This is a genomic window from Paenibacillus sp. FSL R5-0928, from assembly GCF_037970385.1.
GTDB lineage: Bacteria > Bacillota > Bacilli > Paenibacillales > Paenibacillaceae > Paenibacillus_AQ > Paenibacillus_AQ odorifer.
The window spans coordinates 4,594,491-4,620,824 of record NZ_CP150225.1 but is presented as its reverse complement, the minus strand read 5'-3'; the positions used below and the strand labels follow the sequence as shown (position 1 = coordinate 4,620,824).

The 26,334-nt window shown below is 40.0% G+C and carries 31 protein-coding genes and 1 pseudogene; 23 read left to right on the top strand and 9 right to left on the bottom strand.

The genetic code is table 11. The annotated features are described in order from the left end of the window. Positions 1–560: 560 nt before the first annotated feature. The gene (locus MKZ16_RS20880; RefSeq protein WP_036688955.1) at positions 561–806 is read left to right on the top strand and encodes a hypothetical protein; all 246 of its coding nucleotides are present in this window, start codon (positions 561–563) and stop codon (positions 804–806) included. Positions 807–868: 62 nt separating this feature from the next. Here the strand turns inward: MKZ16_RS20880 and MKZ16_RS20875 are convergent, their stop codons facing one another. Next, positions 869–1,486, bottom strand: a complete 618-nt coding sequence (locus tag MKZ16_RS20875; protein WP_076100194.1) for a histidine phosphatase family protein — start codon at positions 1,484–1,486, stop codon at positions 869–871. A 158-nt stretch (positions 1,487–1,644) separates the two neighbouring features. Between MKZ16_RS20875 and MKZ16_RS20870 the strand changes: the two genes are divergently transcribed. The 8 genes from MKZ16_RS20870 to rbsB all read left to right on the top strand — a co-directional run bounded on the left by MKZ16_RS20870 (position 1,645) and on the right by rbsB (position 8,921). After that, complete coding sequence (locus MKZ16_RS20870; RefSeq protein ID WP_081384084.1) at positions 1,645–2,550, top strand: LysR family transcriptional regulator; 906 nt, start codon at positions 1,645–1,647, stop codon at positions 2,548–2,550. 60 nt (positions 2,551–2,610) lie between these two features. After that, the gene (locus tag MKZ16_RS20865) at positions 2,611–3,078 is read left to right on the top strand and encodes a DinB family protein (protein ID WP_076105268.1); all 468 of its coding nucleotides are present in this window, start codon (positions 2,611–2,613) and stop codon (positions 3,076–3,078) included. 147 nt (positions 3,079–3,225) lie between these two features. Then, positions 3,226–4,206 carry a LacI family DNA-binding transcriptional regulator gene (locus tag MKZ16_RS20860; protein ID WP_036688945.1) on the top strand — a complete coding sequence of 327 codons (981 nt, stop codon included), beginning with the start codon at positions 3,226–3,228 and terminating at the stop codon, positions 4,204–4,206. Positions 4,207–4,233: 27 nt separating this feature from the next. Continuing rightward, positions 4,234–5,112 (top strand): ribokinase, encoded by an 879-nt coding sequence (gene rbsK / locus MKZ16_RS20855; RefSeq protein ID WP_036689135.1) that lies wholly within the window; start codon positions 4,234–4,236, stop codon positions 5,110–5,112. Positions 5,113–5,114: 2 nt separating this feature from the next. Next, the gene (gene rbsD / locus MKZ16_RS20850) at positions 5,115–5,510 is read left to right on the top strand and encodes a D-ribose pyranase (protein ID WP_038572233.1); all 396 of its coding nucleotides are present in this window, start codon (positions 5,115–5,117) and stop codon (positions 5,508–5,510) included. Between the two features lie 21 nt (positions 5,511–5,531). After that, positions 5,532–7,013 (top strand): sugar ABC transporter ATP-binding protein, encoded by a 1,482-nt coding sequence (locus tag MKZ16_RS20845; protein ID WP_036688940.1) that lies wholly within the window; start codon positions 5,532–5,534, stop codon positions 7,011–7,013. 2 nt (positions 7,014–7,015) lie between these two features. Continuing rightward, complete coding sequence (gene rbsC / locus MKZ16_RS20840) at positions 7,016–7,984, top strand: ribose ABC transporter permease (protein ID WP_036688938.1); 969 nt, start codon at positions 7,016–7,018, stop codon at positions 7,982–7,984. A gap of 13 nt (positions 7,985–7,997) precedes the next feature. Then, positions 7,998–8,921, top strand: a complete 924-nt coding sequence (rbsB, locus tag MKZ16_RS20835; protein ID WP_036688935.1) for a ribose ABC transporter substrate-binding protein RbsB — start codon at positions 7,998–8,000, stop codon at positions 8,919–8,921. 69 nt (positions 8,922–8,990) lie between these two features. Here rbsB and MKZ16_RS20830 read toward each other — a convergent pair whose 3' ends face one another. Further along, positions 8,991–10,856: an LTA synthase family protein gene (locus MKZ16_RS20830; protein WP_038572228.1), complete on the bottom strand. Its 1,866-nt coding sequence runs from the start codon at positions 10,854–10,856 to the stop codon at positions 8,991–8,993. Positions 10,857–11,062: 206 nt separating this feature from the next. Between MKZ16_RS20830 and MKZ16_RS20825 the strand changes: the two genes are divergently transcribed. From MKZ16_RS20825 to MKZ16_RS20815, 3 genes are all read left to right on the top strand, one after another. Continuing rightward, on the top strand, positions 11,063–11,611 hold the full coding sequence (locus MKZ16_RS20825) for a sigma-70 family RNA polymerase sigma factor (protein ID WP_076105269.1): 549 nt from the start codon (positions 11,063–11,065) through the stop codon (positions 11,609–11,611). Continuing rightward, a complete protein-coding gene (locus MKZ16_RS20820) occupies positions 11,601–12,893 on the top strand; it encodes a DUF4179 domain-containing protein (protein WP_076105270.1) in 1,293 nt (430 codons plus the stop codon). The genes MKZ16_RS20825 and MKZ16_RS20820 overlap by 11 nt, the downstream gene beginning before the upstream one ends. A gap of 68 nt (positions 12,894–12,961) precedes the next feature. Next, a complete protein-coding gene (locus MKZ16_RS20815) occupies positions 12,962–13,423 on the top strand; it encodes a hypothetical protein (protein WP_076105271.1) in 462 nt (153 codons plus the stop codon). Between the two features lie 270 nt (positions 13,424–13,693). Here the strand turns inward: MKZ16_RS20815 and MKZ16_RS20810 are convergent, their stop codons facing one another. Genes MKZ16_RS20810 through MKZ16_RS20800 form a run of 3 tightly spaced genes read right to left on the bottom strand, consistent with a single transcriptional unit; the run spans position 13,694 to position 14,870 of the window. Further along, positions 13,694–14,047 (bottom strand): hypothetical protein, encoded by a 354-nt coding sequence (locus tag MKZ16_RS20810; protein ID WP_339814673.1) that lies wholly within the window; start codon positions 14,045–14,047, stop codon positions 13,694–13,696. Next, positions 14,047–14,436: a hypothetical protein gene (locus MKZ16_RS20805; RefSeq protein ID WP_339814672.1), complete on the bottom strand. Its 390-nt coding sequence runs from the start codon at positions 14,434–14,436 to the stop codon at positions 14,047–14,049. Before MKZ16_RS20805 ends, MKZ16_RS20810 begins: the two co-directional genes overlap by 1 nt. A gap of 29 nt (positions 14,437–14,465) precedes the next feature. Further along, positions 14,466–14,870: a hypothetical protein gene (locus tag MKZ16_RS20800; RefSeq protein ID WP_143759050.1), complete on the bottom strand. Its 405-nt coding sequence runs from the start codon at positions 14,868–14,870 to the stop codon at positions 14,466–14,468. Between the two features lie 110 nt (positions 14,871–14,980). Here MKZ16_RS20800 and MKZ16_RS20795 point away from each other — a divergent pair, with 110 nt between their 5' ends. The 3 genes from MKZ16_RS20795 to MKZ16_RS20785 all read left to right on the top strand — a co-directional run bounded on the left by MKZ16_RS20795 (position 14,981) and on the right by MKZ16_RS20785 (position 16,707). Continuing rightward, entirely contained in the window at positions 14,981–15,496 is a 516-nt protein-coding gene (locus tag MKZ16_RS20795; protein WP_076104992.1) for a GNAT family N-acetyltransferase, read from the top strand. Positions 15,497–15,542: 46 nt separating this feature from the next. Then, positions 15,543–16,031 (top strand): LURP-one-related family protein, encoded by a 489-nt coding sequence (locus tag MKZ16_RS20790; protein WP_076104991.1) that lies wholly within the window; start codon positions 15,543–15,545, stop codon positions 16,029–16,031. 262 nt (positions 16,032–16,293) lie between these two features. After that, positions 16,294–16,707, top strand: a complete 414-nt coding sequence (locus MKZ16_RS20785) for a transporter (RefSeq protein ID WP_076104990.1) — start codon at positions 16,294–16,296, stop codon at positions 16,705–16,707. A gap of 210 nt (positions 16,708–16,917) precedes the next feature. Here MKZ16_RS20785 and MKZ16_RS20780 read toward each other — a convergent pair. Next, a pseudogene (locus tag MKZ16_RS20780) lies at positions 16,918–17,305 on the bottom strand (LysR family transcriptional regulator substrate-binding protein); the annotation flags it as partial. A gap of 166 nt (positions 17,306–17,471) precedes the next feature. Here MKZ16_RS20780 and MKZ16_RS20775 point away from each other — a divergent pair. The 7 genes from MKZ16_RS20775 (at position 17,472) to MKZ16_RS20745 (ending at position 22,673) form a co-directional block, all read left to right on the top strand. Then, positions 17,472–17,783, top strand: a complete 312-nt coding sequence (locus tag MKZ16_RS20775) for an antibiotic biosynthesis monooxygenase (RefSeq protein ID WP_076104988.1) — start codon at positions 17,472–17,474, stop codon at positions 17,781–17,783. A gap of 155 nt (positions 17,784–17,938) precedes the next feature. Then, a complete protein-coding gene (locus tag MKZ16_RS20770) occupies positions 17,939–18,412 on the top strand; it encodes a GNAT family N-acetyltransferase (protein WP_036688911.1) in 474 nt (157 codons plus the stop codon). Positions 18,413–18,618: 206 nt separating this feature from the next. Beyond that, a complete protein-coding gene (gene fabZ, locus MKZ16_RS20765) occupies positions 18,619–19,059 on the top strand; it encodes a 3-hydroxyacyl-ACP dehydratase FabZ (protein WP_076104987.1) in 441 nt (146 codons plus the stop codon). Then, the gene (locus MKZ16_RS20760) at positions 19,056–19,655 is read left to right on the top strand and encodes a chorismate mutase (RefSeq protein ID WP_076104986.1); all 600 of its coding nucleotides are present in this window, start codon (positions 19,056–19,058) and stop codon (positions 19,653–19,655) included. Before fabZ ends, MKZ16_RS20760 begins: the two co-directional genes overlap by 4 nt. 461 nt (positions 19,656–20,116) lie before the next feature. Beyond that, on the top strand, positions 20,117–21,355 hold the full coding sequence (locus MKZ16_RS20755) for an ATP-binding protein (protein WP_038572208.1): 1,239 nt from the start codon (positions 20,117–20,119) through the stop codon (positions 21,353–21,355). A gap of 122 nt (positions 21,356–21,477) precedes the next feature. After that, complete coding sequence (locus MKZ16_RS20750) at positions 21,478–22,131, top strand: DUF421 domain-containing protein (protein WP_076104985.1); 654 nt, start codon at positions 21,478–21,480, stop codon at positions 22,129–22,131. Between the two features lie 269 nt (positions 22,132–22,400). Continuing rightward, complete coding sequence (locus tag MKZ16_RS20745) at positions 22,401–22,673, top strand: hypothetical protein (protein WP_305953735.1); 273 nt, start codon at positions 22,401–22,403, stop codon at positions 22,671–22,673. A gap of 190 nt (positions 22,674–22,863) precedes the next feature. On the opposite strand, the gene MKZ16_RS20740 is transcribed toward MKZ16_RS20745, so the two are convergent. Both MKZ16_RS20740 and MKZ16_RS20735 read right to left on the bottom strand, forming a co-directional pair. Then, positions 22,864–24,279 carry an MDR family MFS transporter gene (locus MKZ16_RS20740; protein ID WP_143759051.1) on the bottom strand — a complete coding sequence of 472 codons (1,416 nt, stop codon included), beginning with the start codon at positions 24,277–24,279 and terminating at the stop codon, positions 22,864–22,866. 82 nt (positions 24,280–24,361) lie between these two features. Beyond that, positions 24,362–24,787, bottom strand: a complete 426-nt coding sequence (locus MKZ16_RS20735; protein ID WP_076104982.1) for a MarR family transcriptional regulator — start codon at positions 24,785–24,787, stop codon at positions 24,362–24,364. Between the two features lie 266 nt (positions 24,788–25,053). On the opposite strand from MKZ16_RS20735, the gene MKZ16_RS20730 reads away from it, so the two are divergent. After that, a complete protein-coding gene (locus tag MKZ16_RS20730) occupies positions 25,054–25,134 on the top strand; it encodes a YjcZ family sporulation protein (RefSeq protein WP_232061537.1) in 81 nt (26 codons plus the stop codon). A gap of 138 nt (positions 25,135–25,272) precedes the next feature. Here MKZ16_RS20730 and MKZ16_RS20725 read toward each other — a convergent pair whose 3' ends face one another. Next, positions 25,273–26,328 carry an ankyrin repeat domain-containing protein gene (locus MKZ16_RS20725; RefSeq protein WP_076104981.1) on the bottom strand — a complete coding sequence of 352 codons (1,056 nt, stop codon included), beginning with the start codon at positions 26,326–26,328 and terminating at the stop codon, positions 25,273–25,275. Positions 26,329–26,334: the final 6 nt, after the last annotated feature.

Here is a 26,334-nt window from a genome sequence, read left to right as displayed (position 1 = left end):
AGAGCCAACGGCTTCGAAGTAACAAGTAATGGAGTATTGAAGCAGTGAATTATTGGAGTATGAAGTAATGGAGTATGAAGTAATGGAGTATGAAGTAATGGAGTATGAAACATTGAAGTGTACAGTAGATGGTTTTAACTGTATTTTGTACAACTAAAATGCTCAAAACGCCCGGCCAATGCAAATAGCTGTATTTTGTACATCTATTTTCCTGATTTAATACTCTATAGGCTATTTCTCTAGTTTTTAATTGTATAGAATACACTTAAAGTTAGAATTAGCCCTTGTGGATATCGAATAAGTGTATAGATTGCAGTTATCTTACAGATATATCAAGATAGTGCGCTACAACGGAGTGGTTATCCGAAAGCTACGAATGATTAAGCTTAGCTCATAACCTATCAAGCAAATCACAACAGACCCAAAACACCAGTCAGCGAACCTCCAATAACGGAGAATTGCTGCCTGGTTGTTTTTTTGTGGATGATGAATATATGAACTATTGTTGATTTTCTTCCTATTGACTTATAATATTACTATCACTACTAGGAGGAACACATATGTCTAAGGAGTATTCGCGCACATATATTGAGAGCGTAAAGCTTGAAATGTTAAATAGGTTGGGATTAAAGCAGGTGTTCTTCAAGGAGCAAATAGGGGACAGCCTAATTTTTGAAGCTGTGGGCTTTGATAAAGGGGCAAAACACCGCTTTTGCGTTAGACCAAAGACGAAAACGATTGATGAATTCATTTCAGGCAAATGGATGAAGGTCCGCAGTTTTATAATCAAAAGTGTGGATATTTAATGTTGAACGCTAAAAAGGTAGCCCCGTTAATCGGAGTTACCTTCTTATTTTTTGACCCATAGTCATTGATAATGTGAAGTATCTCCATACAGATCGATGGTTGTATTGTTATCAGTTAGGGTTACTTTACATAATGCAGTAGAGAGAATATCCGGTAACTCCCCTATTTCCTGCAATGATTTATTAAGAAAATAAGCCATAATGACTTTTAAAGTCATCCGATGGGTGACGATGAGCACCTCTAGCCCTACGTTATCGTTTATGATGCGCTCCATTGTCGGCACTACTCTTTCTTCAAGCTGCTTATAAGTCTCACCTGAGGTTAGAGGAATATATAGATCGGGTCTGGTGAAAAAATGGGAATATTGTAAAGGGGATTCTAGTTGTATCTGATCCGTATTCATTCCTTCCCAGCTCCCCATGTTTATTTCCATTAAAGAAACTTGCTGTTGAATAGGTAAACTCCGCTTTCCCCGTAAAATCTGCGCAGTATGCAATGCTCTTGGACTAGTACTAGAATAAATTGCGCCTAAGTTTTCTACTTGCAAACGATCCCTTAACCATTCGGCCTGCTGTTCGCCCAAGGCTGTAAGCGCAGAATTTTGATGCCCTTGCATTCGTTTTTGTAAATTCCATTCTGTTTGCCCGTGGCGGGTTAAGTATAATACTGTCTTTGTCATTAACAAAACCTCCCTTATGAATAGTTGTAAGTATAAGAGAAAAAAATATAAATAAACAATATATAATAGTTAACATCCATAATGTATAGTTATAGTAAATGGCTGAGGATAGATAAGCGGCGATTAGAGATATTATTTTATTAGGTGAGGAAGAAATCATGATGAACTATCATGTATTAAAATTGTTTTATTACGTTGCGATCACAGGTAGTGTGACCAAAGCCTCTGAACGTTTGCATATCAGTCAACCCGCTATATCAGCGCAAATCCGTAAGTTTGAACGGGAGAATCATATTTTGTTATTTGAAATTAAAGGAAAGAGGATGGTGCTCACCCCTTTAGGAAAAAGGTTAATCGAACCTCTTGAGAAGTTTTTTGCCATGGGTGATCAAGTCCAGCAAATCATTGAAGACTATCACAAATTTCCTGAGGGGAATCTGCGGATTGCAGGTAATTATTTGGCAACAAGCATCCTCATTCCCCGGTGGGCGTCATTATTCAAACAATCTTTTCCGGAAGTTAACATTCAGATCACTACTACTAATTCTCATGGAGTCATGGAAAAATTGAATAATTTTGAAGCAGACGTAGCGATTTACAGTGATATGGAGTTTCCTACGCATAATACAGGAGTGTTCGAACATCGGGAGTTATATAGGGACGAGTATGTATTCGTGGTTTCTTCCCATCACCCTTTTGCCAATCAGCAGGTTAGCTTTGAAGAAGTGATGTCTGAAGCATTTATTATGAGAGAAGAGGGCAGTGCAGCCAGAGAGCGGCTTGTCCGGTTGTGTGAAGAAAGAAGTGTACAGCAGCCAACGATTGGGCTTCAATTTAATGGAGTGAATGAAGTTATTCAAGCTGTGATTGCCGGTTATGGAATTAGTTATGTATCCGCTTTGTTGGCGAAACCTTATCTTGATCAGGGAACATTAGCTAATGTAGCAGTAGAAAATGTAGTCTCCAAGCATTCGATATGGATGGGTTACAGAAAGAAGGAACTTCAAGAAAGCTATATGCAGTCGTTTATTACGCTCGTTATGAAACAATTAAGTTTAAAATAATATTAGGAAATTAAAGATAAGCTTATGGTAAACTATGGATAAAAGTTAGGAGGGGTCATAATGGATCAAATCATATTCAAACAACTTAAGTTTGTGCGTAGTGTTACTGTTCGTGCTGTCGAGGGACTTTCTGAGGGAATTTTAGATAGTATTCCAGAAGGTTTTAATAACAATATCCGCTGGAACTTGGGACATATTTATTTGGTGCAAGAGAAGTTTGCCTTTCATTCTGCTAGGGAGCTTATGCAATTGCCGGCAAGCTTTGAACGCTTATTTGCGAAAGGGACTAAACCAGCCGAGTGGAATGAGGAACCGCCAACGCTTGAAGTTTTACTTGAGATGCTTACGGAGCAACCCAAACGGATCCAGGAAGCTTTTCACAATCGCTTAAGTGAGCAAGTAACCCCTCTTACAACAGGAAGTGGATTAACCTTAAATTCAATCGGTGAATTCATAAATTTCACACTTTACCATGAAGGTATGCACTTCAATACAATAAAATTATTAAATCGCTTTGCAGATAAATAAATTCAAATAACAAAAGATATCGATATATAATTGGTATCTTTTGTTAGCTTTATGATCAAAAAAAAGATTTGTAAATGAAAAGGTTATGTGATAATCTAATTTATGTAATACATGTAACCGGTTACACATTGGGGGATGAATTAAAGAATGATGACGATCAAAGATGTCGCAAAAATAGCTGGAGTTTCGGTAGCAACAGTCTCACGGGTTATAAATGAATCTGGATATGTGAATATCGATACTCGCAAAAAGGTTGAGGCAGCGATCAAAGAAATGAATTATACCCCTAATGAGGTTGCAAGATCATTGTACAAGCGGAAATCTAAATTAATCGGGCTGCTCTTGCCTGATATTACCAACCCCTTCTTCCCGCAGTTAGCGCGGGGGATAGAGGATCGGATGCAGGAGCAAGGTTATCGGATCATCTTTGGCAATAGTGATGAGAACGAGGACAAAGAGATGGATTATATTCAAACCTTTATCCAAAATAATGTCATTGGCATGATATCGTCAACCAACTTCCCTGAGAGCGACGTTTATTCTAACTTGAAAATTCCGGTCGTATTTCTGGACCGTACTTCTAACGATAGCCCTTCCGTATACGCAGATGGCAAAAAGGGCGGACGTCTTGCAGCACAAGAGATTATCGCACGGGGAAGCAAAAAAATCACAGTAATACAAGGACCGGCGCATATCAAACCTGCACAAGATCGATTTCTTGGGGCGATTGAAGTACTTAATGAAATGGGAATCAGCTATAATGTGATCCAAACTTCATCCTTCTCCCATACAGTAGCAGAACAATGGGCTGTGGAGTTATTTGCTAAATATATAGATACAGATGGCGTAATTGCCAGTAATGATATTGTGGCGACGGCAGTCATTCATGAAGCACATCGTTTAGGTAAAAGAGTGCCGCAGGATCTGCAAATCATCGGATTTGATGATATCCCGCTTAGCAGCTTGTTGTCACCTGCTTTATCCACCATTCGCCAGCCGGCACATGATATGGGTAGAGAAGCCGCGGGTTTACTTATTAAGCTAATTGAGCAAGATAAGGTGGAAGAGAAGATTATTCAACTACCCGTTAGCTTTGTGGAGCGGGAAACTACAAGAAGTAAAGAATAGATGACAACATGAGAAAGGTTGATGAAAATGGCTAAGATTTGTGTAATTGGCAGCTGTTCAATGGATTTAGTAGTGACTTCGAATAAGCGACCTCACGCGGGTGAGACTGTGCTTGGAGAACAATTCTCCACCGTTCCGGGCGGTAAGGGCGCGAACCAAGCAGTCGCTGCAGCCCGTCTTGGAGCAGAAGTTACGATGGTTGGTTGTGTAGGTGATGATTTCTATGGTACCGCTATCATGGATAATCTGAAAAAGAATCGCGTTTTTACCGCCAATGTGGAACCGGTTACACATGCCGAAAGCGGAACAGCTCACATCATTTTAGCGGAAGGCGATAACAGCATTATCGTTGTAAAAGGAGCCAATGATTTAGTTACTCCTGCATTGGTTGAACGGGCACTTGAGAATATTAAAGGCTCTGACATGGTATTAATCCAACAAGAAATTCCGGAAGAAACGGTGTCTTTTGTAAGTGAGATTTGCCACAAATTCAATGTGCCTATGTTGCTAAACCCAGCACCTGCTCGTCCTATCAGTGAAACGATTATAAACAATGCCACCTATTTAACACCCAATGAACATGAATGTGCAATATTATTTCCTGAGATGAGTACTGCTGAAGCTTTACGCAAATATCCCAATAAGTTATTTATAACCGAGGGCAGCAATGGTGTGCGTTATTACGATGGTAAACAGGAAGTTTTAGTTCCCACCTATAAAGTAAATGCTATAGATACCACTGGAGCAGGAGATACTTTTAATGCGGCATTTGCTGTTGCTCTAGCTGAAGGCAAGTCTATTCGAACTAGTGTAAAGTTTGCCAATCGCGCGGCTTCTTTATCCGTCACAAAATTTGGTGCCCAAGGTGGCATGCCAACAAGAGTAGAGGTGGAGGTGAGTCTTTAATTATGAAAAAACAAGGAATCTTAAACAGTCATATTTCCAAAGTGCTTACTGATTTAGGCCACACCGATACGATTGTCATTGCTGATATTGGATTACCCGTTCCACCTGGTGTTCCAAAGATTGATTTAGCACTTAAATTGGGAGTTCCCAGCTTTCAAGAGCTTGTCGAAATCATTTCAGAGGATATGGTCATTGAGAAAGTTATCGTAGCAGAGGAATTAGCTGAAAAAAATAAAGATACCTCTGAATACTTGAATGACAAATTTAAGGAAATACCTATAGAGGCGATTTCACATGAACAATTTAAATGGTTAACCCAGCATGCGAAGGTCATCATTCGTACGGGGGAAGCTAAGCCTTATGCAAATTGTATTTTACAAGCCGGGGTCTATTTTTGATAAAAAGGGGGTTCAAAGCGTATGCACATTACGATGAAAGATATTTATAAATCTTTTGGGGCTAACCGTGTGTTGACGGGTGTGGATTTTGAACTGAAGGATGGCGAAGTTCATGCCCTAATGGGAGAAAATGGCGCAGGCAAGTCTACTCTGATGAACATTCTGATTGGACTGCATCAGCGTGATCAAGGGACCATTACTATAGATGGTCAGGAAACATACTTTAATAATCCCAAAGAGGCTGAACGTTATGGGATCGCTTTTATCCATCAGGAGCTGAACGTGTGGCCGGATATGACGGTTCTAGATAATCTGTTTATTGGTAAGGAACGAACCTCCAAACTAGGGATCTTAAATATGAAAGAGATGAAAGCGTTAGCAAATGAACAATTTCGTAAGCTCTCCGTAACGATTCCCTTAAATCAAGAGGCGGGGGAATGTTCGGTAGGTGAGAAACAGATGATTGAGATTGCAAAAGCGCTTATGACTCATGCAAAAGTTATCGTCATGGACGAACCGACAGCGGCATTAACCGAACGGGAAATCCAAAAATTGTTCGAAGTCATAACTTCCCTTAAAAAGGAAGGCGTCTCCATCGTGTATATTTCGCACCGGATGGAAGAGATCTTTACGATATGTGACCGAATAACGGTCATGCGAGATGGGAAAACAGTAGACACGAAGCCCATTCCAGAGACTAACTTCGATGATGTAGTTCGGAAGATGGTAGGGCGTGAATTAACTGACCGGTTTCCTGAGCGTACCTCCAAACCCGGAGAGGTTGTTCTTGAAGTCAAAAATGCCACGAAAAAAGGGCAATTTAAAGATGTTAATTTCTCCGTTCGTTCTGGTGAGATCTTAGGCTTCTCAGGATTAATGGGATCTGGACGAACAGAAATGATGAGAACCTTATTCGGATTGGAATCGTTAGACCGTGGTGAGATTATGGTACGGGGAGAAAAGGTCACGATTCGAAATCCCAATGATGCGATGAAGGCGGGGATAGGATTCGTTACGGAGGATCGGAAAGATGAAGGGTTAGTGCTTGATTTCTCTATTCGAGACAATATGGTCCTTACAAATTTATATAGCTTCGCTCCTAAGGGTGTAATCATTGATAAAAAAGAACAAGAATTTGTAGACATACTTATCAAACGGCTGCACATCAAGACACAGTCTTCCTCCACTTTAGTCCGGAATTTATCCGGGGGGAATCAACAAAAAGTGGTCATCGCCAAATGGATTGGGATTGGCTTAAGTGTGCTTATCCTCGATGAACCTACCCGTGGAGTGGACGTAGGAGCTAAACGGGAGATCTACCAGCTCATGAACGAATTAACGGAACGTGGAGTCGCCATTATCATGGTATCGTCAGAGCTTCCTGAAGTTTTAGGAATGAGCGACCGGATCGTAGTGGTTCATGAAGGGGAAATTAGTGGAGAGCTATCACAACTAGAAGCTACGCAAGAAAAAATCATGACGTTAGCTACAGGGGGGCAATAGTAATGACAACTATCAAAGGTGAGAGAGAAAATAAAGGTTTTCAAATCGGGCAAATTACACAGAAGCTAGGTCCATTACTAGGGCTGATTATTCTAATTGTTATCGTTACGGTGTTGAACCCAAGCTTTATGGAGCCCCTTAATATCCTGAACTTGCTTAGACAAGTTGCCATAAATGCGCTTATCGCTTTTGGGATGACCTTTGTTATTCTAACGGGTGGTATCGATTTATCGGTGGGTTCTATTCTAGCCCTATCCAGTGCCTTCACAGCTAACCTGATGTTGTCAGGTTGGGATCCTGTCTTAGCTATTATTGTAGGTTGTTTAGCGGGTGGTGTGATGGGGATGGTCAATGGACTCATGATTACCAAAGGTAAAATGGCACCATTTATCGCTACGTTGGCGACCATGACGATTTTCCGGGGATTAACTCTTGTATACACAGACGGTAATCCAATCACAGGTCTTGGAGACAGCATGACCTTCCAATTGTTTGGTCGTGGATATTTACTGGGAATACCTGTACCTGCTATAACAATGCTCATCGTCTTCGCAGTCTTATGGGTTGTATTGCACAAAACTCCATTTGGTCGTAAAACCTATGCCATTGGTGGTAATGAAAAAGCATCAATTATTTCAGGGATTAAAGTAGACCGCATTAAAATTATGATCTATTCATTGACCGGTATGTTGTCCGCATTGGCAGGAGCTATCCTGACTTCCAGATTGAACTCAGCACAACCCACAGCAGGCACATCCTATGAGCTGGATGCTATCGCAGCTGTAGTATTAGGCGGTACGAGCTTAACTGGTGGTCGTGGACGTATCGTAGGCACATTGATTGGTGCACTGATTATCGGGATTTTGAACAATGGTTTGAACTTGCTCGGCGTATCCTCTTTTTACCAAATGGTGGTCAAAGGGATCGTTATTGCCATTGCCGTACTCATAGACCGTAAGAAAGCCGTATAAGGGGGATTCCAACATGAAAAAGTTAACTTTGATTCTTACTTCCTTACTATTAATTCTCATGACAGGATGTTCCTTGGAGCCTCCAGAGTGGGCTAAGCCTAGCAGTGGTGGAAGCATGGAGAATATGAAGATTGGATTATCCATATCTACTTTAAATAACCCCTTCTTTGTATCCGTTAAAGATGGTGTTTTGGCCGAGGCTAAGAAGCAAGGCTTGGAAGTCCTTGTCATTGATGCCCAAAATGATTCTGCTAAACAAAGTAATGACGTCGAAGATTTGATGCAAAAAGGTGTGAATGCGTTATTGATCAATCCTGTAGATTCATCAGCGATCTCGACGGTAGTGCAAACAGCTAACAGTTTAAATATTCCCGTCGTTACGTTGGACCGTTCCGCAGATCAAGGGGATATCAAAGCTCTAGTTGCCTCTGACAATGTAAAGGGTGGCTCTATGGCGGCAGAATATATTGTAGAGCAGCTTGGGAAAGGTGCAAAGGTCATCGAGCTAGAAGGATCCCCAGGAGCGTCAGCGACTCGGGAACGCGGTAAGGGATTCCATGAAATTGCGGACAGCCAGCTAGATGTCATTGCTAAGCAAACGGCTGATTTCGACCGTACGAAAGGCCTGACCGTTATGGAGAACCTTCTACAAGGAAATCCTGGCGTACAAGCAGTTTTCGCTCATAATGATGAAATGGCGCTAGGTGCCATTGAAGCCATTCAAAGTTCAGGCAAGAATATCCCTGTGATTGGTTTTGATGGAAATGAAGATGCACTTAAATCCATCGAAGCTGGTAAATTAACAGGAACCGTTGCTCAGCAGCCTGAATTAATTGGCCAGCTAGCCATTCAAGCCGCTAAGGATGTATTAGAAGGCAAAACCGTAGAAAAGCTGATTGCGGCACCGCTTAAACTAGTTGTTAAAGAGTCAAAATAATAACCATTATAGAAAAAGACTGCGCTCGCCGATTTGGCGAGCACAGTCTTTTTTGCTGTACATTGCAGCTTATTCTTCAATAACTCTATCCGGTAGCTGTGTAACATAGCTGTCTGACAAATGGAGCAGCTGTAAGGCACGCTCGAATTCGTCTTCTGTGGATTGCAGAGGTTGATCGCCGTTACCAGATAAAGTATAATGCTGGCCATCCTCGAAGCCACTGCCGGATAAGAAGAGCTCTTCGTTATTTACGAAAGATCCTGTAGGCAAATAATACCGTTGTGGAAGTAAGTTATATGTTGATTGATTCAAGAGATCTTGTCCGAAATGAATATGATCTGTAAGAGAGACACCCAATAAATTAGATACGGTAGGTAAAATATCCACTTGCCCGCCCAGCTGTTCTTTTACACTAGGTGTTGTAATCCCTGTCGCTGACATGATCAACGGAATATTAATCAATTCACGTTCCGAATATTCATGGCCGAGAATCTCTTCCAGTAGGAGATGATCATCCTCTTTTAGAGAGAAGATAGGCAGTCCACGATGATCCCCGTACAATACGATCAAGCTGTTATCCCATACTCCGTTTTGTTTGAGCTCATCGATAAAAAGTCCTAGCGCATAATCAGCATAATTCTGAGCCCGAATATAATCGCCAACAAGCGTTCCTTCGAATCGCACTGGAAGTGTCATTTTGTATTTATCCTCTGGGATGGAGAACGGGTTATGAGATGACATCGAAATTACATGGGAGTAGAAGGGCTGGTTATCCTGATCCATTCTTGCCAGCTCTGCAGCGGTTTTTTCATACAAAACTTCATCAGAAGCGCCATAAAATACTGTGTCTTCTTCCCCGAAGTAAGTTTTATCATAATAACGATTGAATCCCAAAGCACTATAAAGCTCACCACGGTTCCAAAAGTCGACTTCGTTCGTATGGAATGTTGCCGTATCGTAACCTTGTGCTTGCAGCAGCTTGGGTAAGCTTGGAAGCTCTTTAGGAGCGTACATTTGGGTAGCTGGACCATCAGGTGGTACATAAAAAGAAGTGTTTACAATAAACTCTGCGTCAGAAGTGTTGCCTTGTCCAACCTGCTGGTAGAAACGCGGGAAGTAGAAGCTGCTGGCCGCAAGCTTGTTCATATTTGGTGTGATTTCTTGTCCATCAATCTTTAGATTGATTAAGAAGTTCTGGAAAGACTCCATTTGCAGAATGATTAGATTTTTTCCTTTGGCGGCTCCAAATAAAACCGGGTTAGAGATCGCTTGAATTCCTTTGGTTTTATCAATAGTGGATTGCGTAATCTCAGAGACGTCAATTTGTTCTTCCTCTTGATCAGCTAGCAGAGAGTAGGCTTCATAATTAAGAATGCCCATTTGCTCCGCTTTAATCGTTTCGTTCATACTGGCACGGTTTGGAAAAATATTCATTGCACAAATGATGATGGAAATACAGAACAGGACTGCCACCGCTTTACGGTTACTTTTGCGCGACATGGCTTTTTTCCAATCCAGTGCTTTCTGTTTTCTAAACATCACCAAGCTGATGACAATGATATCCACAAAGATAAGCATATATTGAGGACGAAGGACCGAAAATATACTTTTCTTTACGGCTCCCACTTGTTTGACCTGATCTAATACTTGCGAAGTAGCAATGATGCCAAAATGATTATGATATACAATTAATGAGAAAAATAGAGTAGTAATCAACACATTGACAAGCATGTAAATTGCAATTTTTCGTTTCGTAGCGAACCATTCAATCAAGCAAAAGACTAGAAGTACAAAAGGGATTTCTTTAAGCCAAGTGGTCCAAGTAGGGCCATCTTCAAATAGAAAATACCAGGCAAAATAGCTTTTTACAAGCATAATGAGAGAGAAGAATAGCAGGGATCTTTTACTGAGGGTACGAGGTTCTTTAAACGGCATTGCTTATGCCCATCCTTTTCTTTTTAGATTAGTTCATTCTATTACATTGAAGCGTTTAAAATCAACTAGATTTGGGTATGTCTGAGTGAAATTTTCCTTAATATTACAGTTTAGGTGGATTGAATAGTTCGCAATATATAAAAATTTTTTATGAAGATGAACTTTTTACAGTGCTCCTGACTCATATAGGGGAGAGAGGTGAAGGCATGGATGTTATACGATTGGTGAAAAAAGCCAAAAAAGGAAATAAAGAAGTTTTGCTGCACTTAATTATGTCTGAAAAAGATGTTTTTTATAGGCTTGCGTACAGCTATATGGGAAATGCGCAAGATGCAATGGATGCCATGGAGGAAATGATAGTTACGTTATACGAGAAGATTGATCAACTTAAGAAAGAGGAGTCTTTTTACAGCTGGAGTAAAACGATTTTGGTAAATGGCTGCAAAAGGCAGCTTCATAAGCGAAGCAAACTGGTGTTATTAGAGGATTGGAGCTCCAATGATAAGATGGAAAGCGTCCATGTTGCACCAGGCGATCCTTATCATAAAAGTGAACAGCAAATGGATATGCAGGCGTTATTGTTACATGTGAACGAGCAGCAAAGAGAAGCAATTCAATTAAAGTATTTTCATGATCTCGATTATCAAACGATAGCTGACATTACACAGGTCTCGATCGGAACTGTTAAATCAAGAATCTACAATGGATTACAAACGCTAAAAAATCATTACAGAGGTGATGTTGATGAACGATAACGTCGAACAACGATTGGTGGATGAGAAGAGGAATTTAGAGTCCATAACTGCACCTGAGGGTTTAGAAATGAGATTAAGAAATGCTTTAGACTCGGCACCCCCAAAAAGAATAAAAAGAAAAAGCTCCCCCCTCTGGAAGATTGCAGCCGTCATCTTATTAGTGATAGTGGTTACTGGAAACAGCTATAATGCCTTCGCTTATTATGGAAAAAAGTTATTTGGTTTTGATGAGGTGCTAGAGGGAACTTTACAACAACTCAATGAACAAGGAATGGGACAAAGCATAGACAAAAAGACGACGTTAGCAGATGGAACAGAACTTAAGATTAACGGAATTATGGCAGATGCCAATCAATTTATTGTGTATTACACGTTAAACAATCCTAAGGGACTAGAGGAGACGGGAGATCATTTTAGTCCTTCTAAAATAGAAGGGTTTCTCACGAATTCCAACATAAGAAGTGGCGTATCTTTAATCAATGACGAACATACAGAAATAAAAGGCACGATGACATTTGATAGCGTAAGCCCATTTTCGAAAAAACTAACACTTCATTACTGGGGACCTCTACAGAAAGGGCAGATGAGTGAAGGGAGCATAACGTTTTCTTATAATCCAAATCAAGCGATGGTGACTCAGATCAAACAGTCGATTAATAAAAAGGTCAAAGCCGACAAAGGATCAATTACCTTCAAATCGATCACGGCCACACCAACCATGACTGTGATTAAAGGGAGTATGAATGTCGAGAATTTCGATCGAATAAGATTAGGGTTAGAAGGCATTCAATTAATTGCCAATGGAAAGCCTGTAGAAATATTAGGCAGTAGCAATAAAACCTCGCTGGGTGGGAGATCATTTGATATTCGTTATGACACCTTGCCAAAAGAACTACATTCATTGCAGCTGGTTGTTAAAGAGTTTGTTGGATATCAGAAGCTGGAAGAGAAGTATCCTCTAAATGCTGATAGTAATGAGCCGATTCTACTGGGGGATAAAGAATTATGGATTAAGGATGTGTCCAATACCGCTCAAGGGATTGAAGTAACTATTGCTACAGATGAGGATGTAATGCTGGATGGTGTGTCTATAGAAAATGCTGGCGAAAACACGGCTTTAAAAACAACAATTAATCAAAAAGAGTCAGAACAAAACAACGGTAAACTCATGAAGGAACGCACCTTATTATTTGATACACAAACGAAACCTGAAAATATTCTGATAGAAGGAATACATTATATGAAGGAATATAACAAGGTGATTGAGATTCCAGTGGATTAAAAAGAGGTGCCATATCCATAATTTATGAAATATAGTAAGCTATAATAGTCTGAGAAAGTGAGGGGGTTATGGAAAATATAGGAGCTTATAAAGTGAGTCGTCCGTCGTTAATGTCGCTTCTGTTTTCTATGATTTTTTCAAGTAGCATACTACTGTTAAATGCCAGAAATAATATGGAGTATAAAGTATTACTTTATTTTGGTTATATATGGTTGACCTTCTGTCTGATTGTTGTAATCATATTGCTCTATAGGATCATTACGATTAGAAAGTTCATTGAGGTTCGGATTCTTCCAGACTCTATACTAGTAGATAACAAAGAAATTCAAGCGAAACAAATTGAGAATATTTATGTAAAGGGCTATTTCATACCCGTAATAGGCATTAAACCTGTAGATCACAAATTTCCTCCCTATAGATTATGTTTTAGTTTTCTTGACGAAGAATACAAAGGTATGAAAGAACTAACCGCATGGGCCGAACATAATCAGATTAAACTATCTAAAAAAAGATTTATGAGATGGCTTTAACCGGGCTCTGACCAGTCCACCATACCGCGCTATATGCGCACTGCGGAGAGGATGGGTGTCCCAAAAGCCGAAAATGGCTACTGGGGCACCTCATTTTTTTTGCTCCATCATCGAACCCCAAAACGTCGCTCGTTTCCTCTATCTGCGAATCCAGAAACGTCGTTCGCTTTCTCCATCCGCAAATCCAGAAACGTCGTTTGCTGCTATCACCGATTTCCCAAACCTCGCGCACATTCTCCATCATCGAACACTCTAATTTTGTCACCTCCGCTATCCCCCAAAAACTACTCTTTCTTCGATCACATTTGCGCACCCGGAAGTAGCTATCGGACTCAGATGACCCTTAGACGCGTCATATCCCACTTTTGGAATCCTAACGGACCGCATAGTCGCTATTGGCCTGAAAAACACCCCAAATGATGCCTTTTCGACGGAATAACTGCGCTGGAGTCCGAAACCTTGCTCCAAAGGCGAAATATTCGCTAATAACGTCATCTGGGTCCGAAAGTAACCGTCTTCCATCATCGAATCCCCAAACGTCGTTCGCTTCCTCCATCCGCGATTTCTCATACTTCGTTTGTTACCGCTATCACCGATTTCCCAAACCTCGCTCACATTCTTCATCACCGAATCCTTAAATTTTGTTCTCTTCCGCTATCACACTCCCAAGTCACACTTTCTTCGATCACATTTGCGCGTCCGGAAGTGGCTAACGGACTCAGATGACCCTTAGACGCGTCATATCCCACTTTTGGAATCCTAACGGACCGCATAGTCGCTATTGGCCTGAAAAACACCCCAAATGATGCCTTTTCGACGGAATAACTGCGCTGGAGTCCGAAACCTTGCTCCAAAGGCGAAATATTCGCTAATAACGTCATCTGGGTCCGAAAGTAACCGTCTTCCATCATCGAATCCCCAAACGTCGTTCGCTTCCTCCATCCGCGATTTCTCATACTTCGTTTGTTACCGCTATCACCGATTTCCCAAACCTCGCTCACATTCTCCATCATTCAACCCCAAACCTCGCTCACATTCTTCATCACCGAATCCTCAAATTTTGTTCTCTTCCGCTATCACACTCCCAAGTCACACTTTCTTCGATCACATTTGCGCGTCCGGAAGCATCTATCGGACTCAGATGACCCTTAGACGCGTCATATACCATTTTTGGAATTCTAACGGACCGCATAGTCGCTATTGGCCTGAAAAACACCCCGAAAGCAGCCTTTTCAGGGGAATAACTGCACTGGAGTCCGAACCCTTGCTCCAAAGCCGAAATATTCGCAAATAACGTCATCTGGGTCCGAAAGTAACCGCCATCCATCATCGAACCCCAAAAACCTCGTTCGCTTCCACTTTTGGAGTCCTGACTGCCGCATAGAGACTGATTACGCCAATACGCTAATAGGTGGGATGAATGGAAAACACTTAGTTTTTGTTGCAAATACAACAATTATGGTATACTATTTTCCTGTCACATCTGCATAACACCATATAAATAGAGCTCAAAATAAAGTTTATTTGTAAATTGATATTTTAAAAGGAGAAAACACAATGGCTATAAATATAAAAAAGTGCACGTTAGAAGATTTAGGTTCACTTCAAGGAATTAGTGTTGAAACATTTAATGAGACATTTAGTAATCAGAATTCACCTGAAAATATGAAAGCCTACTTGGATAGAGCATTTAACTTAAAGCAATTAGAAAAAGAATTGTCGGATAGCTCATCAGAATTCTGTTTTATTTATTTTAATGAAGAAATCGCTGGGTATTTAAAGGTTAACACCGATGATGCTCAATCTGAAGTAATGGGCAATGATTGGCTTGAAATCGAGAGGATTTATATTAGGAAAAAATTTCATAAACAGGGGCTTGGGCAATATCTAATAAATAAAGCTATAGAAATAGCGATACAATGTAATAAAGAGAAGATTTGGCTGGGGGTTTGGGAAAAAAATAAGAACGCCATTAGCTTTTATGAAAAAATGAAGTTTGTTCATACAGGAACTCATTCTTTTTATATGGGTGATGAGGAACAAATAGACTTTATTATGACAAAACAACTATAACATTTCTCTAAAATGATGTTAACTAAGGAGCGATAGGAGGCTTAGAATGAAGCAACTTTATATAAAACAAAAGGTATTCAGTCTAAGTGGTAAATTCACGGTAAAGAATCAGCAGGAGCAAGATGTCTATTACGTAGAGGGCAGTTTTATGCAAATTCCCAAGACTTTCTCTATTATGAATACAACAAGAGATGAAGTCGCACTAATTACGAAAAAGGTGTTCAGTTTTTTACCAAAGTTTTTTGTTGAAGTAGATGGTCGAGAGGTGTTAACGATTAAGAAGGAGTTTTCTTTCTTTAAAGCACGTTATACGATTGATGCTGCTGACATTGAGGTACATGGTAACTGGTGGGACATGGATTTTCAGGTTTTACAGCATGGTGTAGTCATCGGTAAAGTGAACAAGGAGTGGTTCACTTGGGGTGATAGCTATAAGGTTCAAATATTGAATGATGAGATGGAGACGCTCATGATTGCGTTCGTTGTCGCTATTGATTGTGTGAAGGCTGACCAAGCATCTGCATCTCATCAGTGACGATTTAACATTAAAGTTGAAAACTTAACAAGGTGACGTGGACGGAATTAATTCAGCAGGTGCTGATGAGTGTAATTGGCTTAGTTTATTTATGATGCGTTGAACCGTACTATAAGTAGGAGCAAGTTTAGTTTTTTGATATTGCCTATGTTAGATCTTATTGTTGATTTTCATTTTTTGAAAAAACGCCCATTGCGCCCAAGCGCCCTCTCCACGAATGCATATGATGATTATGCCTACTCATTGAAAGGAGCGATCACATATGGGATTTTTTCCAACACCGGGAGCCGGCGGAGGATTTCCAGGATTCCCGGGCGGACCTGGCGGACCTGGCATGCCGGGAGGACCCGGAGGACCTGGAGGACCCGGGGGACCAGGGTTTCCGGGAACCCCCGGACAATTTCCGGGGGGTGCACCAGGAGGCGTTCAAGCGCCGACGGCTCCTCCACCGCAATTCGTGCCGCAAATGTCGACTACCACATTTGCCATTGATCCCGGCGGGATCAGACGCTGCCTGTTCCGCAACACATACATTTGGCTGAACAACGGCGAGCAATTCTGGTTCTTTCCGGTATTCGTCGGACGTAATTCTATTGCAGGGTTCAGATGGAACGGTTTTTTCTGGTCGTACTTCGGCATTGATTTGAATCGGATTAGCTCGTTCACGTGCTTCTAAGGCAGACAGCGATAGAGAACAGCCAGCAGGCTGTTCTCTATGTTATGCGAATTTTCGTGTTCCGGGAGTAGTGAATTACGCAAAAGATACATAGACAAGGTTCATTTTTCCCTGACGCTGACGTTAATACTAGATTCAAAAAAGGACTACTCTGCGAAGGATAACCTTAAAGCTGGCCGTTACAGACAGCGCGTTGAGCCGTATCATTAATCACGGTAATGCGGAGGGTTGGGCACGTTGGGTGATCCATTCTGTTATGAATTCAATTAGTTTTTTTGCCGCTGGAGAGGCATTTTTAATGGATGCGGCTGCAATGCCAATAGAACGATAATGCTCTCCTTCTAATGGGCGATAACATACATTGTCGGGGAGATGTGACAGAATCATTTCGGGGAGTATACTTACTAGGCAGATTTACAAATCCCAAGTCAGCGGTTCCATCGGTAATCCATTCTTCTATTTCAGAGTAGTTACCATCAAGTAGTTTTATTTCAATATGTGGAAACTGATTTTGAAATTGTTTAATGATTTGGGGCATCCATTGGATCGATACACTAGTGAAAGTACCTATTTTCACAGTTCCAATCTCAACTACCTTACTGAAAATCTGATATTTTAAAAGATTCATAATAATTTCTCTCCTCAATAATATATGAAAAAAATTCATTAAACTAATAATTAATATTCATTATTTTTATCTTAATTATAATAGTATAATCTGTTTTATAAAAAAACATCTACGATTAAAGGGGAGTTTGAGCGGAATGGTTCATGAATCAAACGGATCTTATTATGCAGTCATATTTTCAAGTCAACGTACGGAGGGGGATAACGGATATAACATTATGGCTGAAAAAATGGAGCAGCTTGCGTCCGGGCAACCAGGGTTTTTAGGAGTGGAAAGTGTCCGGAATTCTTCAGGAGCGGGTATTACGATTTCTTATTGGGAGAGCTTAGAGGCGATTAGTAACTGGAAACAGCATCAATCTCACAAAGTTGCTCAGGAGAAAGGTAAGAAAGAATGGTACCAAAATTACAAAGTGAAAATTTGTAAAGTTGAAAGAGAGTATTCTTGAGTGGTAACATATTACTGCAAAGTAATTTGGGAATCAATCCATTGAAGCGTACAACAACAATTGTTTTATTTCAAAAGGATGCGAAGAAACTTATCCGAGAAAATAGAAGATTCCTTTACTAATTAGATAAAATATAGATATGGGATGATTATTAAATGAACTATCAAATTAAAAGGGCAACCCTTGAAGAAAAAGAAATCCTCAACAACCTAATGCAATTTTATATGTATGATTTCTCCGAGTATATGGATTTGCACCTTGAAGAAAACGGAAAATTTAATGATTATCCTCTCAACGATTACTGGACAGAAGAGTCGAATTTCCCATATCTGTTAACTCTGAATGAGAAAAATGCTGGATTCGTTTTAGTCAAATTAAAAAATAGAGATGATGATTTATACTTTTCCATTGCAGAGTTTTTTATTATAAAAAAGTATCGGAGAGTAGGATTAGGTAGACTAGTTGCAAAAGATATTTTTAATTTACATAAGGGGCAATGGGAAGTTTATCAAATAGATAATAATGAGCCCGCACAACGCTTTTGGAAAAAGGTAATAGAGGAATACACTGGCGGAAAATTCACTGAACGAATTGAAGCAGGGAGAAAGACACAGGTGTTTGTTAATTGAGTTTGAATCTTAAGCTAACAGGATACAGTAGATCAATAAAAAGCGGCAGTCGTGGACTTTATTTACTAGTTCAGGGCTGCCGTTGTTTTTTAGGTTCTCCAGAAGTGATGTTATAAGCCAGTTGCTTTGGTATTTTTGAGTAGTACAAAATCTCTTCTGGTGTTAAAATTACCCAAAAAGTATTTTAGGAGGCTAAGACGGGAATTATGCTAAATATACAGCAGATTGTAGAACTTATTCCTCATCGCTATCCGTTTATTTTAGTGGACAGAATTATTGAGTTGGAGGAGAACAAGAGAGCAGTAGGTATAAAAAATGTATCCATTAATGAACCGTTTTTTAGCGGCCATTTTCCTGAGCATCCTGTTATGCCAGGTGTTTTAATTGTGGAGGCATTAGCCCAGGTAGGAGGAATCACAATGTGCAAAAACGAAAAGCTGATGGGCAAGATAGGGTTATTAGTTGGCATTGATAATGCCCGTTTTAAGCGCCAAGTAACGCCTGGGGATCAGCTTCTTCTCGAATTCGAAGTCAATCGGATGAAAGGTGAGATTGTAAAAGGCAAAGGCATCGCAACAGTAAATAGTGAGCTGGTATGTGAAGCTGAGATTTCTTTTGCATTTGTGCAAAAAGGAGGTTCAAAATGAAAAGGATGCCGTTTGTACGACCAACTGAACATTACGATCTGCAAATTAAGGATATCGACGAGCAAATATGTGCATTGATCAAGCAACGAAAGGAAATCTCGAATAATAATCCAGGATTCCCACCGTTTGAATCTATCTCTAAATGGGCAGAAAATTATGAGCTCTATGAGGATTTTTTGAAAGCGGTATTTGGGACATTGCTAAGTGAAGAGCATTTTAAACCGATGGTTGAGCCAATTGATTTTAGAAAACATATTGCAGTTCTTAAATCAATTGAGAAAGATGAATTATTTTATACACTGACCTCTATACGTCAATACAGTAATGCTAGTGTGGTCACCCTTAATATAGATTGGGACATGACAACTGAGCTTCCAGCAAATTCTTATAGCCATAGCTTTTTCGAGCTGTTTATAGGAGAAGAATATGATAGTCGAATGACGAATGGCGGAAGTTCAACCGGACAAGCTTCTTATAATTACGTGATTTCTCCACCGCTTTCTGACGATCCTTCAGGCGTTACATTAGAGTTCAGGAAATATGGTAAACCCTTCAAGAACAATGAGACAGGAGATCAAATTGTTTTTAGGCTGTAGTACTTATTTATTCACCGGAAAATATTGCTTATAGCTGTCTCCATTGCTATGATCAAAAGTGGAGATCCGAGCGAAGTTAAATTAGGCGCCGCTCCATATCACAGTTAACGGATTTTTAGTGAAATAAAAACCGGCCATCCTGAGGGGATGGCTGTTTTCTGTGTAAAACAAATTCAATGATTCATTTCCAGCCATAAAAACTACGAAGGTACAGTTTATAATGTGGATATTCAGGAATACGAAAATTGATGACCCCATACAGACTTCAGATGTCTGTATTTTTTTGCTAATTGTGGTTCTATAGTATGATTTTTTGGGATTATTTGAAAAATGGTTGAGAAATACATAGTGTATAGTCAATACTGTGACTTATAATGTTAGCTTAGGTAATTATCTAAAACCCTTAATATAACCTTGAATATATTCATTTACGCAGCAAAAGGCTGAAAGGAAGTCATCTCTTGTTTGAAACCCTACTTTTGAATTTTTTGTTTTTGCTTTTTCCAGTATTAACATTTCTGATATTTTTTGAGAATCGGGCCTATTCCTACAATAGATTGATTCTCGTTTTTATGTCAGCAGTGACCATGAGTCTCTGTATCGCTAAACCTATCAGACTAGAAATTGGCTATATTTTTGATTTAAGGTACATTCCGTTTATTATTGTGGCACTCTTTGGAGGATATAGGAATGTTTTTCCTCTATATATTATTTTGAATGCGTACAGATTCTATGTGGGTGGAGATGGCGTATTTTATTCGTTTCTATTTGCGACGGCGATTCTGATTTTGGTGCCGTTATATAAAAACAGATTTTTAAAATTACCATCGAAAGGTCGTGTGATTGCGGCAAATCTGATTGCTTTGCTAATTATGGGGGTTTATCTGTTTATTTTAGGTTTGGTTCAGGATTCTTTAGACAGGCAATTTTGGATTCTTTCATTAAATGCTTTGACGACTCATGTTGGGGTGATGAGTGTCATTATGATTTTGATTGAAAAAATTATATCTAATATTAAAAATCGGGAACGGATTGTCCAATCGGAAAGATTAAATGTCGTCAGCGAGCTAGCGGCAAGTGTATCCCATGAAATCAGAAATCCACTTACAGTGACTAGTGGTTTTTTGCAGCTATTAAATAAATCTAAAACAATGACGCCAGAGGAAAAGGGATTTGTAGAGTTGTCTTTACAAGAGCTACAGCGAGCAGAAAAAATTGTAAGTGATTATCTCTCCTTTGCCAAGCCACAATCTGAAAACATGGTTTACTCCAATATGAAGGCAGAATCAGAATATACTAAAAATATCATAATGCCTTATGCCACCATGCACAAAGTAGATGTTCAATTCAATTTTAATAATTCCTTAAATAAAAATTATGACCGGAACCAGATTCAGCAGTGTCTAATTAATTTATATAAAAACGGTATAGAAGCGATGAAGGAAACCGATGGCGGAACGCTATTTATCGATATATTTGAAAAAAAGCAAAATATTATGATCAGTATCAAAGATAACGGAGTCGGCATGACTAAAGATGAAATATCGCGACTCGGTAAACCGTATTATTCTACTAAAGCAGAAGGGACGGGGCTGGGTATGCTTATGGTCTACAGTACCGTCGATAAAGTGAAAGGAAATATTGAAGTCGATAGTGAAAAAGGCAAAGGGACAACATTCCTTATAACCATCCCAACATAGGCAAGTTGTAGAGAGTATCTTTTGCTGTTTATACCCCACTAGGAGTGTGTAATACCTTTCATGAATGGATTTCGTGTAAAAAGGGCAACGTGCCTGCGCGAGTCCCATCTGGAGGTGCAGCAATGGAGATATTTGTAACTATAGGCGTCAAATTGGTCATCAGCTTTTTTGGTTTGTGGATCATTACCTTTATTACCGGCCGCAAGACGCTTAGTCAATTGACACCAATTGATTTTCTGTCTTCATTGATTTTAAGTGAAATTGTCGGCAATACGATATATGATGATGAGGTGAAGATCTGGCATCTGCTGTTTGCTCTTTTTATTTGGACCGCATTATCTTATCTGTTCGAAAAGGTGACTACCCATTTTGTGAAATTCGGGAACATGGCGGAAGGCCGGACAGTGCTGCTAATTGACGATGGCAAAGTGAATCAGGATTTGTTGGAGAAATATGATATTGAGTATACCCAACTGCTGTTCATGCTGAGGCAACAAAATATCTTTTCCCTAAGTGAAGTACGGTATGCTCTGCTCGAAACGAACGGTTCTCTATCGGTAATGCGCAAGTCTGAAGATGAGCAATCTTCTGCTTTTTCCGTTACAGTTATTGATAAAGGCAGGGTACTGGAAGAGTCCATGCGTGGCAGATCGATGAACAAGGAGCAGATTAAGGAACGCGTCAGAGAGCAGGGCTATAATTGCATTGAGGATATTGCCTATGCTGAATATAAAGAAGACGGAACACTCTATATCCTTCCCAAAAACAAACCATAAATCCACATGATGAGACGCTGGAGCCGGGAGGCTCAAGTGTCTTTATTTGAAATCAGGAGTGCAAACTCAACTTTTTGGGCTTCACATTACATTGTTTGGAGTAGTTGTGATATTAGCCTATGAGGGTGGCCGCGGGATAGGCGTTTTTATTGGATTAGTTGGGCTGTTTACGGGTATCTTGGGCTCTTTTAGAGATTCCTCTAAATCGGAGGATAAAAAGAATATCTGACAGCTTATATATTTACTAACTTTCGGAGGGGTATAACTTTATGGAGATTTCTATATGTAAAGCAGACGCGAGTGACGCAGCGTTTATTCATGAAATGCAAGTCAAAGCCTTTATGCCATTGCTGGAGAAATATAAAGATTATGAAACCAGCCCAGCCAATGAATCTGTGGAACAAATAAGGGATCGAATTAATCAGTCTTTTGCAGATTATTACATGATTAAGAGTTTTGATATTGTTGTGGGTGGTGTCCGCATCCTTAAAAAGGAAAATAAAACTTATCGGGTCAGTATCAAAGAAATGGGAGCTGGATAGTATTATACAAGAGCAAAGGAATTGCTATTTATATGAAAAGTTAGGGTATAGAAGCACGGGGGAAACCAAAAGAATAAATGACAACTTAACATTAGTTTTTTATGAAAAACATATGAGTTAAAGCCTTAGGATTATACTTGAAAAAAAAGACAGCGGGCAGTTCATGTCCACTGTCTTTTTAACATACAAATCAATACACTCGAATACGCTTCACAAATAACGATATAATCAATCCTATACCTGCAATTGCTGCGATAAATAAGTAAGCATGTGTAATTCCAGCGGTTAATATTTCAGGCTGTGCAGCGGTTGGGTGTGTGATTGCGAATCGTGTTTGTCCACTAGACATTAGCGTAACAGCGAACGTTGTACCAAGAGCACCTGCAATTTGCTGAAGTGTACTCATAACAGCAGCCCCATCCGGATAGTATTTCACAGGTAATTGATTTAACCCATTGGTTTGAGCGGGCATAATGACCATTGCTAATCCGATAAACATTGCGCAGTGTATTAAAATAAAGGTTAGGCTACTGGTTTCAGTTGAGTTTCTTGTAAATAGAAAACCAGCAATGGTTGTGATGGAAAATCCAAGCGGCAGCAATAATTTCGGACCGTATTTATCGAATACTCTACCCGTAACTGGAGCCATAGCCCCGTTAATAACACTGCCTGGAAGAAGTAGAGAACCAGCCATTGTGGCCGATAACAACAAACCTCCTTTTAAATATAAAGGTAATAAAATTGCAGAAGATAAAATGATCATCATTCCTAAAAAGAGCATTATAAGACCTATCGTAAACATGGGATATTTAAATACCCGTAAATTCAGCATTGGGGTTTCCAATTTAAATTGCCGTAATACAAACAAGATTAAGCTGATGAAACCAATAATAAGAGGCAACAAAACAATGATTTCACTCAAAGAATGATCAGCAAAGTTACTAAAACCAAAGACGATTCCACCAAATCCAAGCGTAGAAAGCAAGATGGATAAAATATCTATTTTAGGTTTTGTGATGTTGGCTACATTTTTGATTAATGTTAATCCGAAACCTAATGTAAATAACAATAAAGGTAAGCTTATCCAAAAGATATACTCCCAGCCAAAATGATCTACAATTAAACCAGATAGAGTAGGTCCAAGGGCCGGTGCACACATAATAACGAGCCCCATCATTCCCATGACAGTTCCGCGTTTATGTGCAGGGAAAATAATAAGAATAATATTGGTCATTAATGGAAGCAATAAGCCTGTCCCTAAGGCTTGCACTAATCGTGCAATTAATAATGAGCTGAAATTAGGGGAGAGGGCAGCAATTAATGTACCGACGATAGATAATAGCAAGGAAGCTGTGAATAATTGTCTAGTGGTAAACCATTGCATTAATAGGGCGGATATTGGAACGAGGATTCCTAATACAAGTAAATATCCTGTGGTTAGCCATTGAACCGTTGAGGCGTTGATTGAAAATTCATCCATTAAATTTGTAAAAGCCATGTTTAAGGCGGTTTCACTAAATAGCCCGACGAATGCACCTAGCATAAGCGAGAAGGCCATAAGGGCGGGACGTTTAACTTGAACAGTTGATGTTGATTCCATAATAATGATGAACCTCTTTTCAGAATTTTGATTCGGATTATTTATGCTGGATAGATGATATATCAACTATGAGGAGGAGAGAAATGCTCTAAGCACCTCTTACATTATCCTGCACACGAGTTAACAAAGTCTTAAGTGTTGAATAATCCGCAGGAGATAGTCCTGTTGCGATAACTTCGTTTAATTTAATAGTCACCTCATTTATTGTAGATCCTAATTTTCTGCCTTCGTCTGTGACAAAAACATTTACCGAACGACGATCCTGCGTACTTGTTATTTTGTGTATATAACCTTTGCTCTCTAAGCTGGCGATCATTCGGGCAACACTGGCTTTGTCCTTCCCAAGTTTATTAGCAATCTCGTTCTGAGATAAACCTTCTTTCTCAAGCAACAAAGCCATAAGTAGATGTTGTTCAGGCGCAAGTCGAACAGGGGCAAGCAATTTTGTTAAATAATTTGCTATTTCCAAATGTAAATCGCGAATCACTAAACCTAGCGGGTCTTTGGAATCCATATAATCTCTCCTAATTGAAGAATAGATGATATATCAACGTTATTGATTTGTCTATATTAGCATACAGTAACTGATGCTTGTCAAGTTAAAGAAAATGAATAGAATCATAGGCTTAGATACAAGCGACAAAGTTGTTTAATGCCCAATCATTTGATGATACATAGTCATATGCTGTTGTGAAATTAAAAAAAAGTAATTAGGGAGGGATTAAAATGGGATATAATTGTGTTGGGGGCGTTCAAGAACAAAAAAAGGCTCCAGTTTGTATTAATCCTTGGACATCAACGGGTACGATTCTTGTGCTTTACATTCTTCTCGTCATTATCCTTAAAACTTGTTGGATCTAGAATTATGTAAATCGACGCCCCGAAGTTTTTTTCTTCGGGGCGTTTCTGTGTTTTCTTTAGTTAGATAATTGACAACGTTAAGGATTCTGGATTATTTTTACGGTGGTTAATGTTGTCATGAATATTCATATAGAAGACTTAACGGGAATAATCGGGTTGTGTCATAGAAATGGGCTGAGGATTGGCAAGTACCCATTGCACCGCCAGCTCGCATAATCTGGCTGGTTGCTCATTGCCAGCAATGTTGCGGAACCGCTTGGCGAGTGCAGCTGCCTCTTGAAGAAGGGCGGGCGTTAAAGGCGTGCCCGTGCTAAAATGCCGTATCAGTGCATCCAGCATTTTACGGTAATCGGCATCCCAGTTTCCTCCGCCATTATTAAGTATTTCATGAGACACCCGCCCTGTGATGCGGATAACCTCACCCTGCACCGTTGTCGCATGTCCTGAAGCAGGGACAAGAAAATCCCACAGCTCTTGGTGCTGTGCGGGCCATGCGGCTGCCGTTACCTTGATGGGAGAAATTCCGTCATGTCTCTCCAGTTTCGCTATAGGCTCGACATCAAATTGCCGGTACAGCTCCAGGAGAGCATTTGCAGTTTCATCCAGTCGATCTTTATTGTAATTTGTTCTGACGAATTCAAAATCCTTGCCGATACGCCGCACGGATTCCTTCATCTCCGGCGTAATTGCTGCACCTGCATCCAGCATAATTCGCGAGATTTCTGCCATGTGAACTATATCGATATTCCGGCATTGTAATAATCCTTTGGCGAGAGGTGTGTTTTTTCGCTTATTTTCTGCATGGACATTTGCACCGCGTTCCACCAGATCCCGCACTACTTTTGTTTTGTAAGAAGCTGCTGCTGAGTGCAGCGGTGTCTCATTCTGGTAATCCAGAGCTTCCATATCTGCACCTAGCTCAAGGAGTAAGGGGACATTTCCGGACCAGGTTGCAGCCTGAGCATGAAGAGGGGTACGCTTATAGTTGTCGGCAGCGTTGATGTCAGCACCCTGCTCCACAAGCCAGGAAACCATTTCATCCGGTATTTGCCGGAAGCTGAGGGCGGTACCTTTGCTGTAACCCCCGCGGGCATCCCATTCGCATAGCTCAAATACCTCTTTTAAGGCAGATATATCATTCGTTTTAACCAGCTCGGCAAAATTGGCGGGTAATGTTTTTTTCTTTTTGCCCATATCATT

What these genes read in the sequence shown, in the direction of transcription:
- MKZ16_RS20880 (WP_036688955.1), top strand. Translation starts at nt 561, where the DNA reads ATGTCTAAGGAGTATTCGCGCACATATATTGAGAGCGTAAAGCTTGAA.
- MKZ16_RS20875 (WP_076100194.1), bottom strand. Translation starts at nt 1,486, where the DNA reads ATGACAAAGACAGTATTATACTTAACCCGCCACGGGCAAACAGAATGG.
- MKZ16_RS20870 (WP_081384084.1), top strand. Translation starts at nt 1,645, where the DNA reads ATGATGAACTATCATGTATTAAAATTGTTTTATTACGTTGCGATCACA.
- MKZ16_RS20865 (WP_076105268.1), top strand. Translation starts at nt 2,611, where the DNA reads ATGGATCAAATCATATTCAAACAACTTAAGTTTGTGCGTAGTGTTACT.
- MKZ16_RS20860 (WP_036688945.1), top strand. Translation starts at nt 3,226, where the DNA reads ATGATGACGATCAAAGATGTCGCAAAAATAGCTGGAGTTTCGGTAGCA.
- rbsK (WP_036689135.1), top strand. Translation starts at nt 4,234, where the DNA reads ATGGCTAAGATTTGTGTAATTGGCAGCTGTTCAATGGATTTAGTAGTG.
- rbsD (WP_038572233.1), top strand. Translation starts at nt 5,115, where the DNA reads ATGAAAAAACAAGGAATCTTAAACAGTCATATTTCCAAAGTGCTTACT.
- MKZ16_RS20845 (WP_036688940.1), top strand. Translation starts at nt 5,532, where the DNA reads ATGCACATTACGATGAAAGATATTTATAAATCTTTTGGGGCTAACCGT.
- rbsC (WP_036688938.1), top strand. Translation starts at nt 7,016, where the DNA reads ATGACAACTATCAAAGGTGAGAGAGAAAATAAAGGTTTTCAAATCGGG.
- rbsB (WP_036688935.1), top strand. Translation starts at nt 7,998, where the DNA reads ATGAAAAAGTTAACTTTGATTCTTACTTCCTTACTATTAATTCTCATG.
- MKZ16_RS20830 (WP_038572228.1), bottom strand. Translation starts at nt 10,856, where the DNA reads ATGCCGTTTAAAGAACCTCGTACCCTCAGTAAAAGATCCCTGCTATTC.
- MKZ16_RS20825 (WP_076105269.1), top strand. Translation starts at nt 11,063, where the DNA reads ATGGATGTTATACGATTGGTGAAAAAAGCCAAAAAAGGAAATAAAGAA.
- MKZ16_RS20820 (WP_076105270.1), top strand. Translation starts at nt 11,601, where the DNA reads ATGAACGATAACGTCGAACAACGATTGGTGGATGAGAAGAGGAATTTA.
- MKZ16_RS20815 (WP_076105271.1), top strand. Translation starts at nt 12,962, where the DNA reads ATGGAAAATATAGGAGCTTATAAAGTGAGTCGTCCGTCGTTAATGTCG.
- MKZ16_RS20810 (WP_339814673.1), bottom strand. Translation starts at nt 14,047, where the DNA reads ATGAAGAATGTGAGCGAGGTTTGGGAAATCGGTGATAGCGGTAACAAA.
- MKZ16_RS20805 (WP_339814672.1), bottom strand. Translation starts at nt 14,436, where the DNA reads ATGATGGAGAATGTGAGCGAGGTTTGGGAAATCGGTGATAGCGGTAAC.
- MKZ16_RS20795 (WP_076104992.1), top strand. Translation starts at nt 14,981, where the DNA reads ATGGCTATAAATATAAAAAAGTGCACGTTAGAAGATTTAGGTTCACTT.
- MKZ16_RS20790 (WP_076104991.1), top strand. Translation starts at nt 15,543, where the DNA reads ATGAAGCAACTTTATATAAAACAAAAGGTATTCAGTCTAAGTGGTAAA.
- MKZ16_RS20785 (WP_076104990.1), top strand. Translation starts at nt 16,294, where the DNA reads ATGGGATTTTTTCCAACACCGGGAGCCGGCGGAGGATTTCCAGGATTC.
- MKZ16_RS20775 (WP_076104988.1), top strand. Translation starts at nt 17,472, where the DNA reads ATGGTTCATGAATCAAACGGATCTTATTATGCAGTCATATTTTCAAGT.
- MKZ16_RS20770 (WP_036688911.1), top strand. Translation starts at nt 17,939, where the DNA reads ATGAACTATCAAATTAAAAGGGCAACCCTTGAAGAAAAAGAAATCCTC.
- fabZ (WP_076104987.1), top strand. Translation starts at nt 18,619, where the DNA reads ATGCTAAATATACAGCAGATTGTAGAACTTATTCCTCATCGCTATCCG.
- MKZ16_RS20760 (WP_076104986.1), top strand. Translation starts at nt 19,056, where the DNA reads ATGAAAAGGATGCCGTTTGTACGACCAACTGAACATTACGATCTGCAA.
- MKZ16_RS20750 (WP_076104985.1), top strand. Translation starts at nt 21,478, where the DNA reads ATGGAGATATTTGTAACTATAGGCGTCAAATTGGTCATCAGCTTTTTT.
- MKZ16_RS20745 (WP_305953735.1), top strand. Translation starts at nt 22,401, where the DNA reads ATGGAGATTTCTATATGTAAAGCAGACGCGAGTGACGCAGCGTTTATT.
- MKZ16_RS20735 (WP_076104982.1), bottom strand. Translation starts at nt 24,787, where the DNA reads ATGGATTCCAAAGACCCGCTAGGTTTAGTGATTCGCGATTTACATTTG.
- MKZ16_RS20725 (WP_076104981.1), bottom strand. Translation starts at nt 26,328, where the DNA reads ATGGGCAAAAAGAAAAAAACATTACCCGCCAATTTTGCCGAGCTGGTT.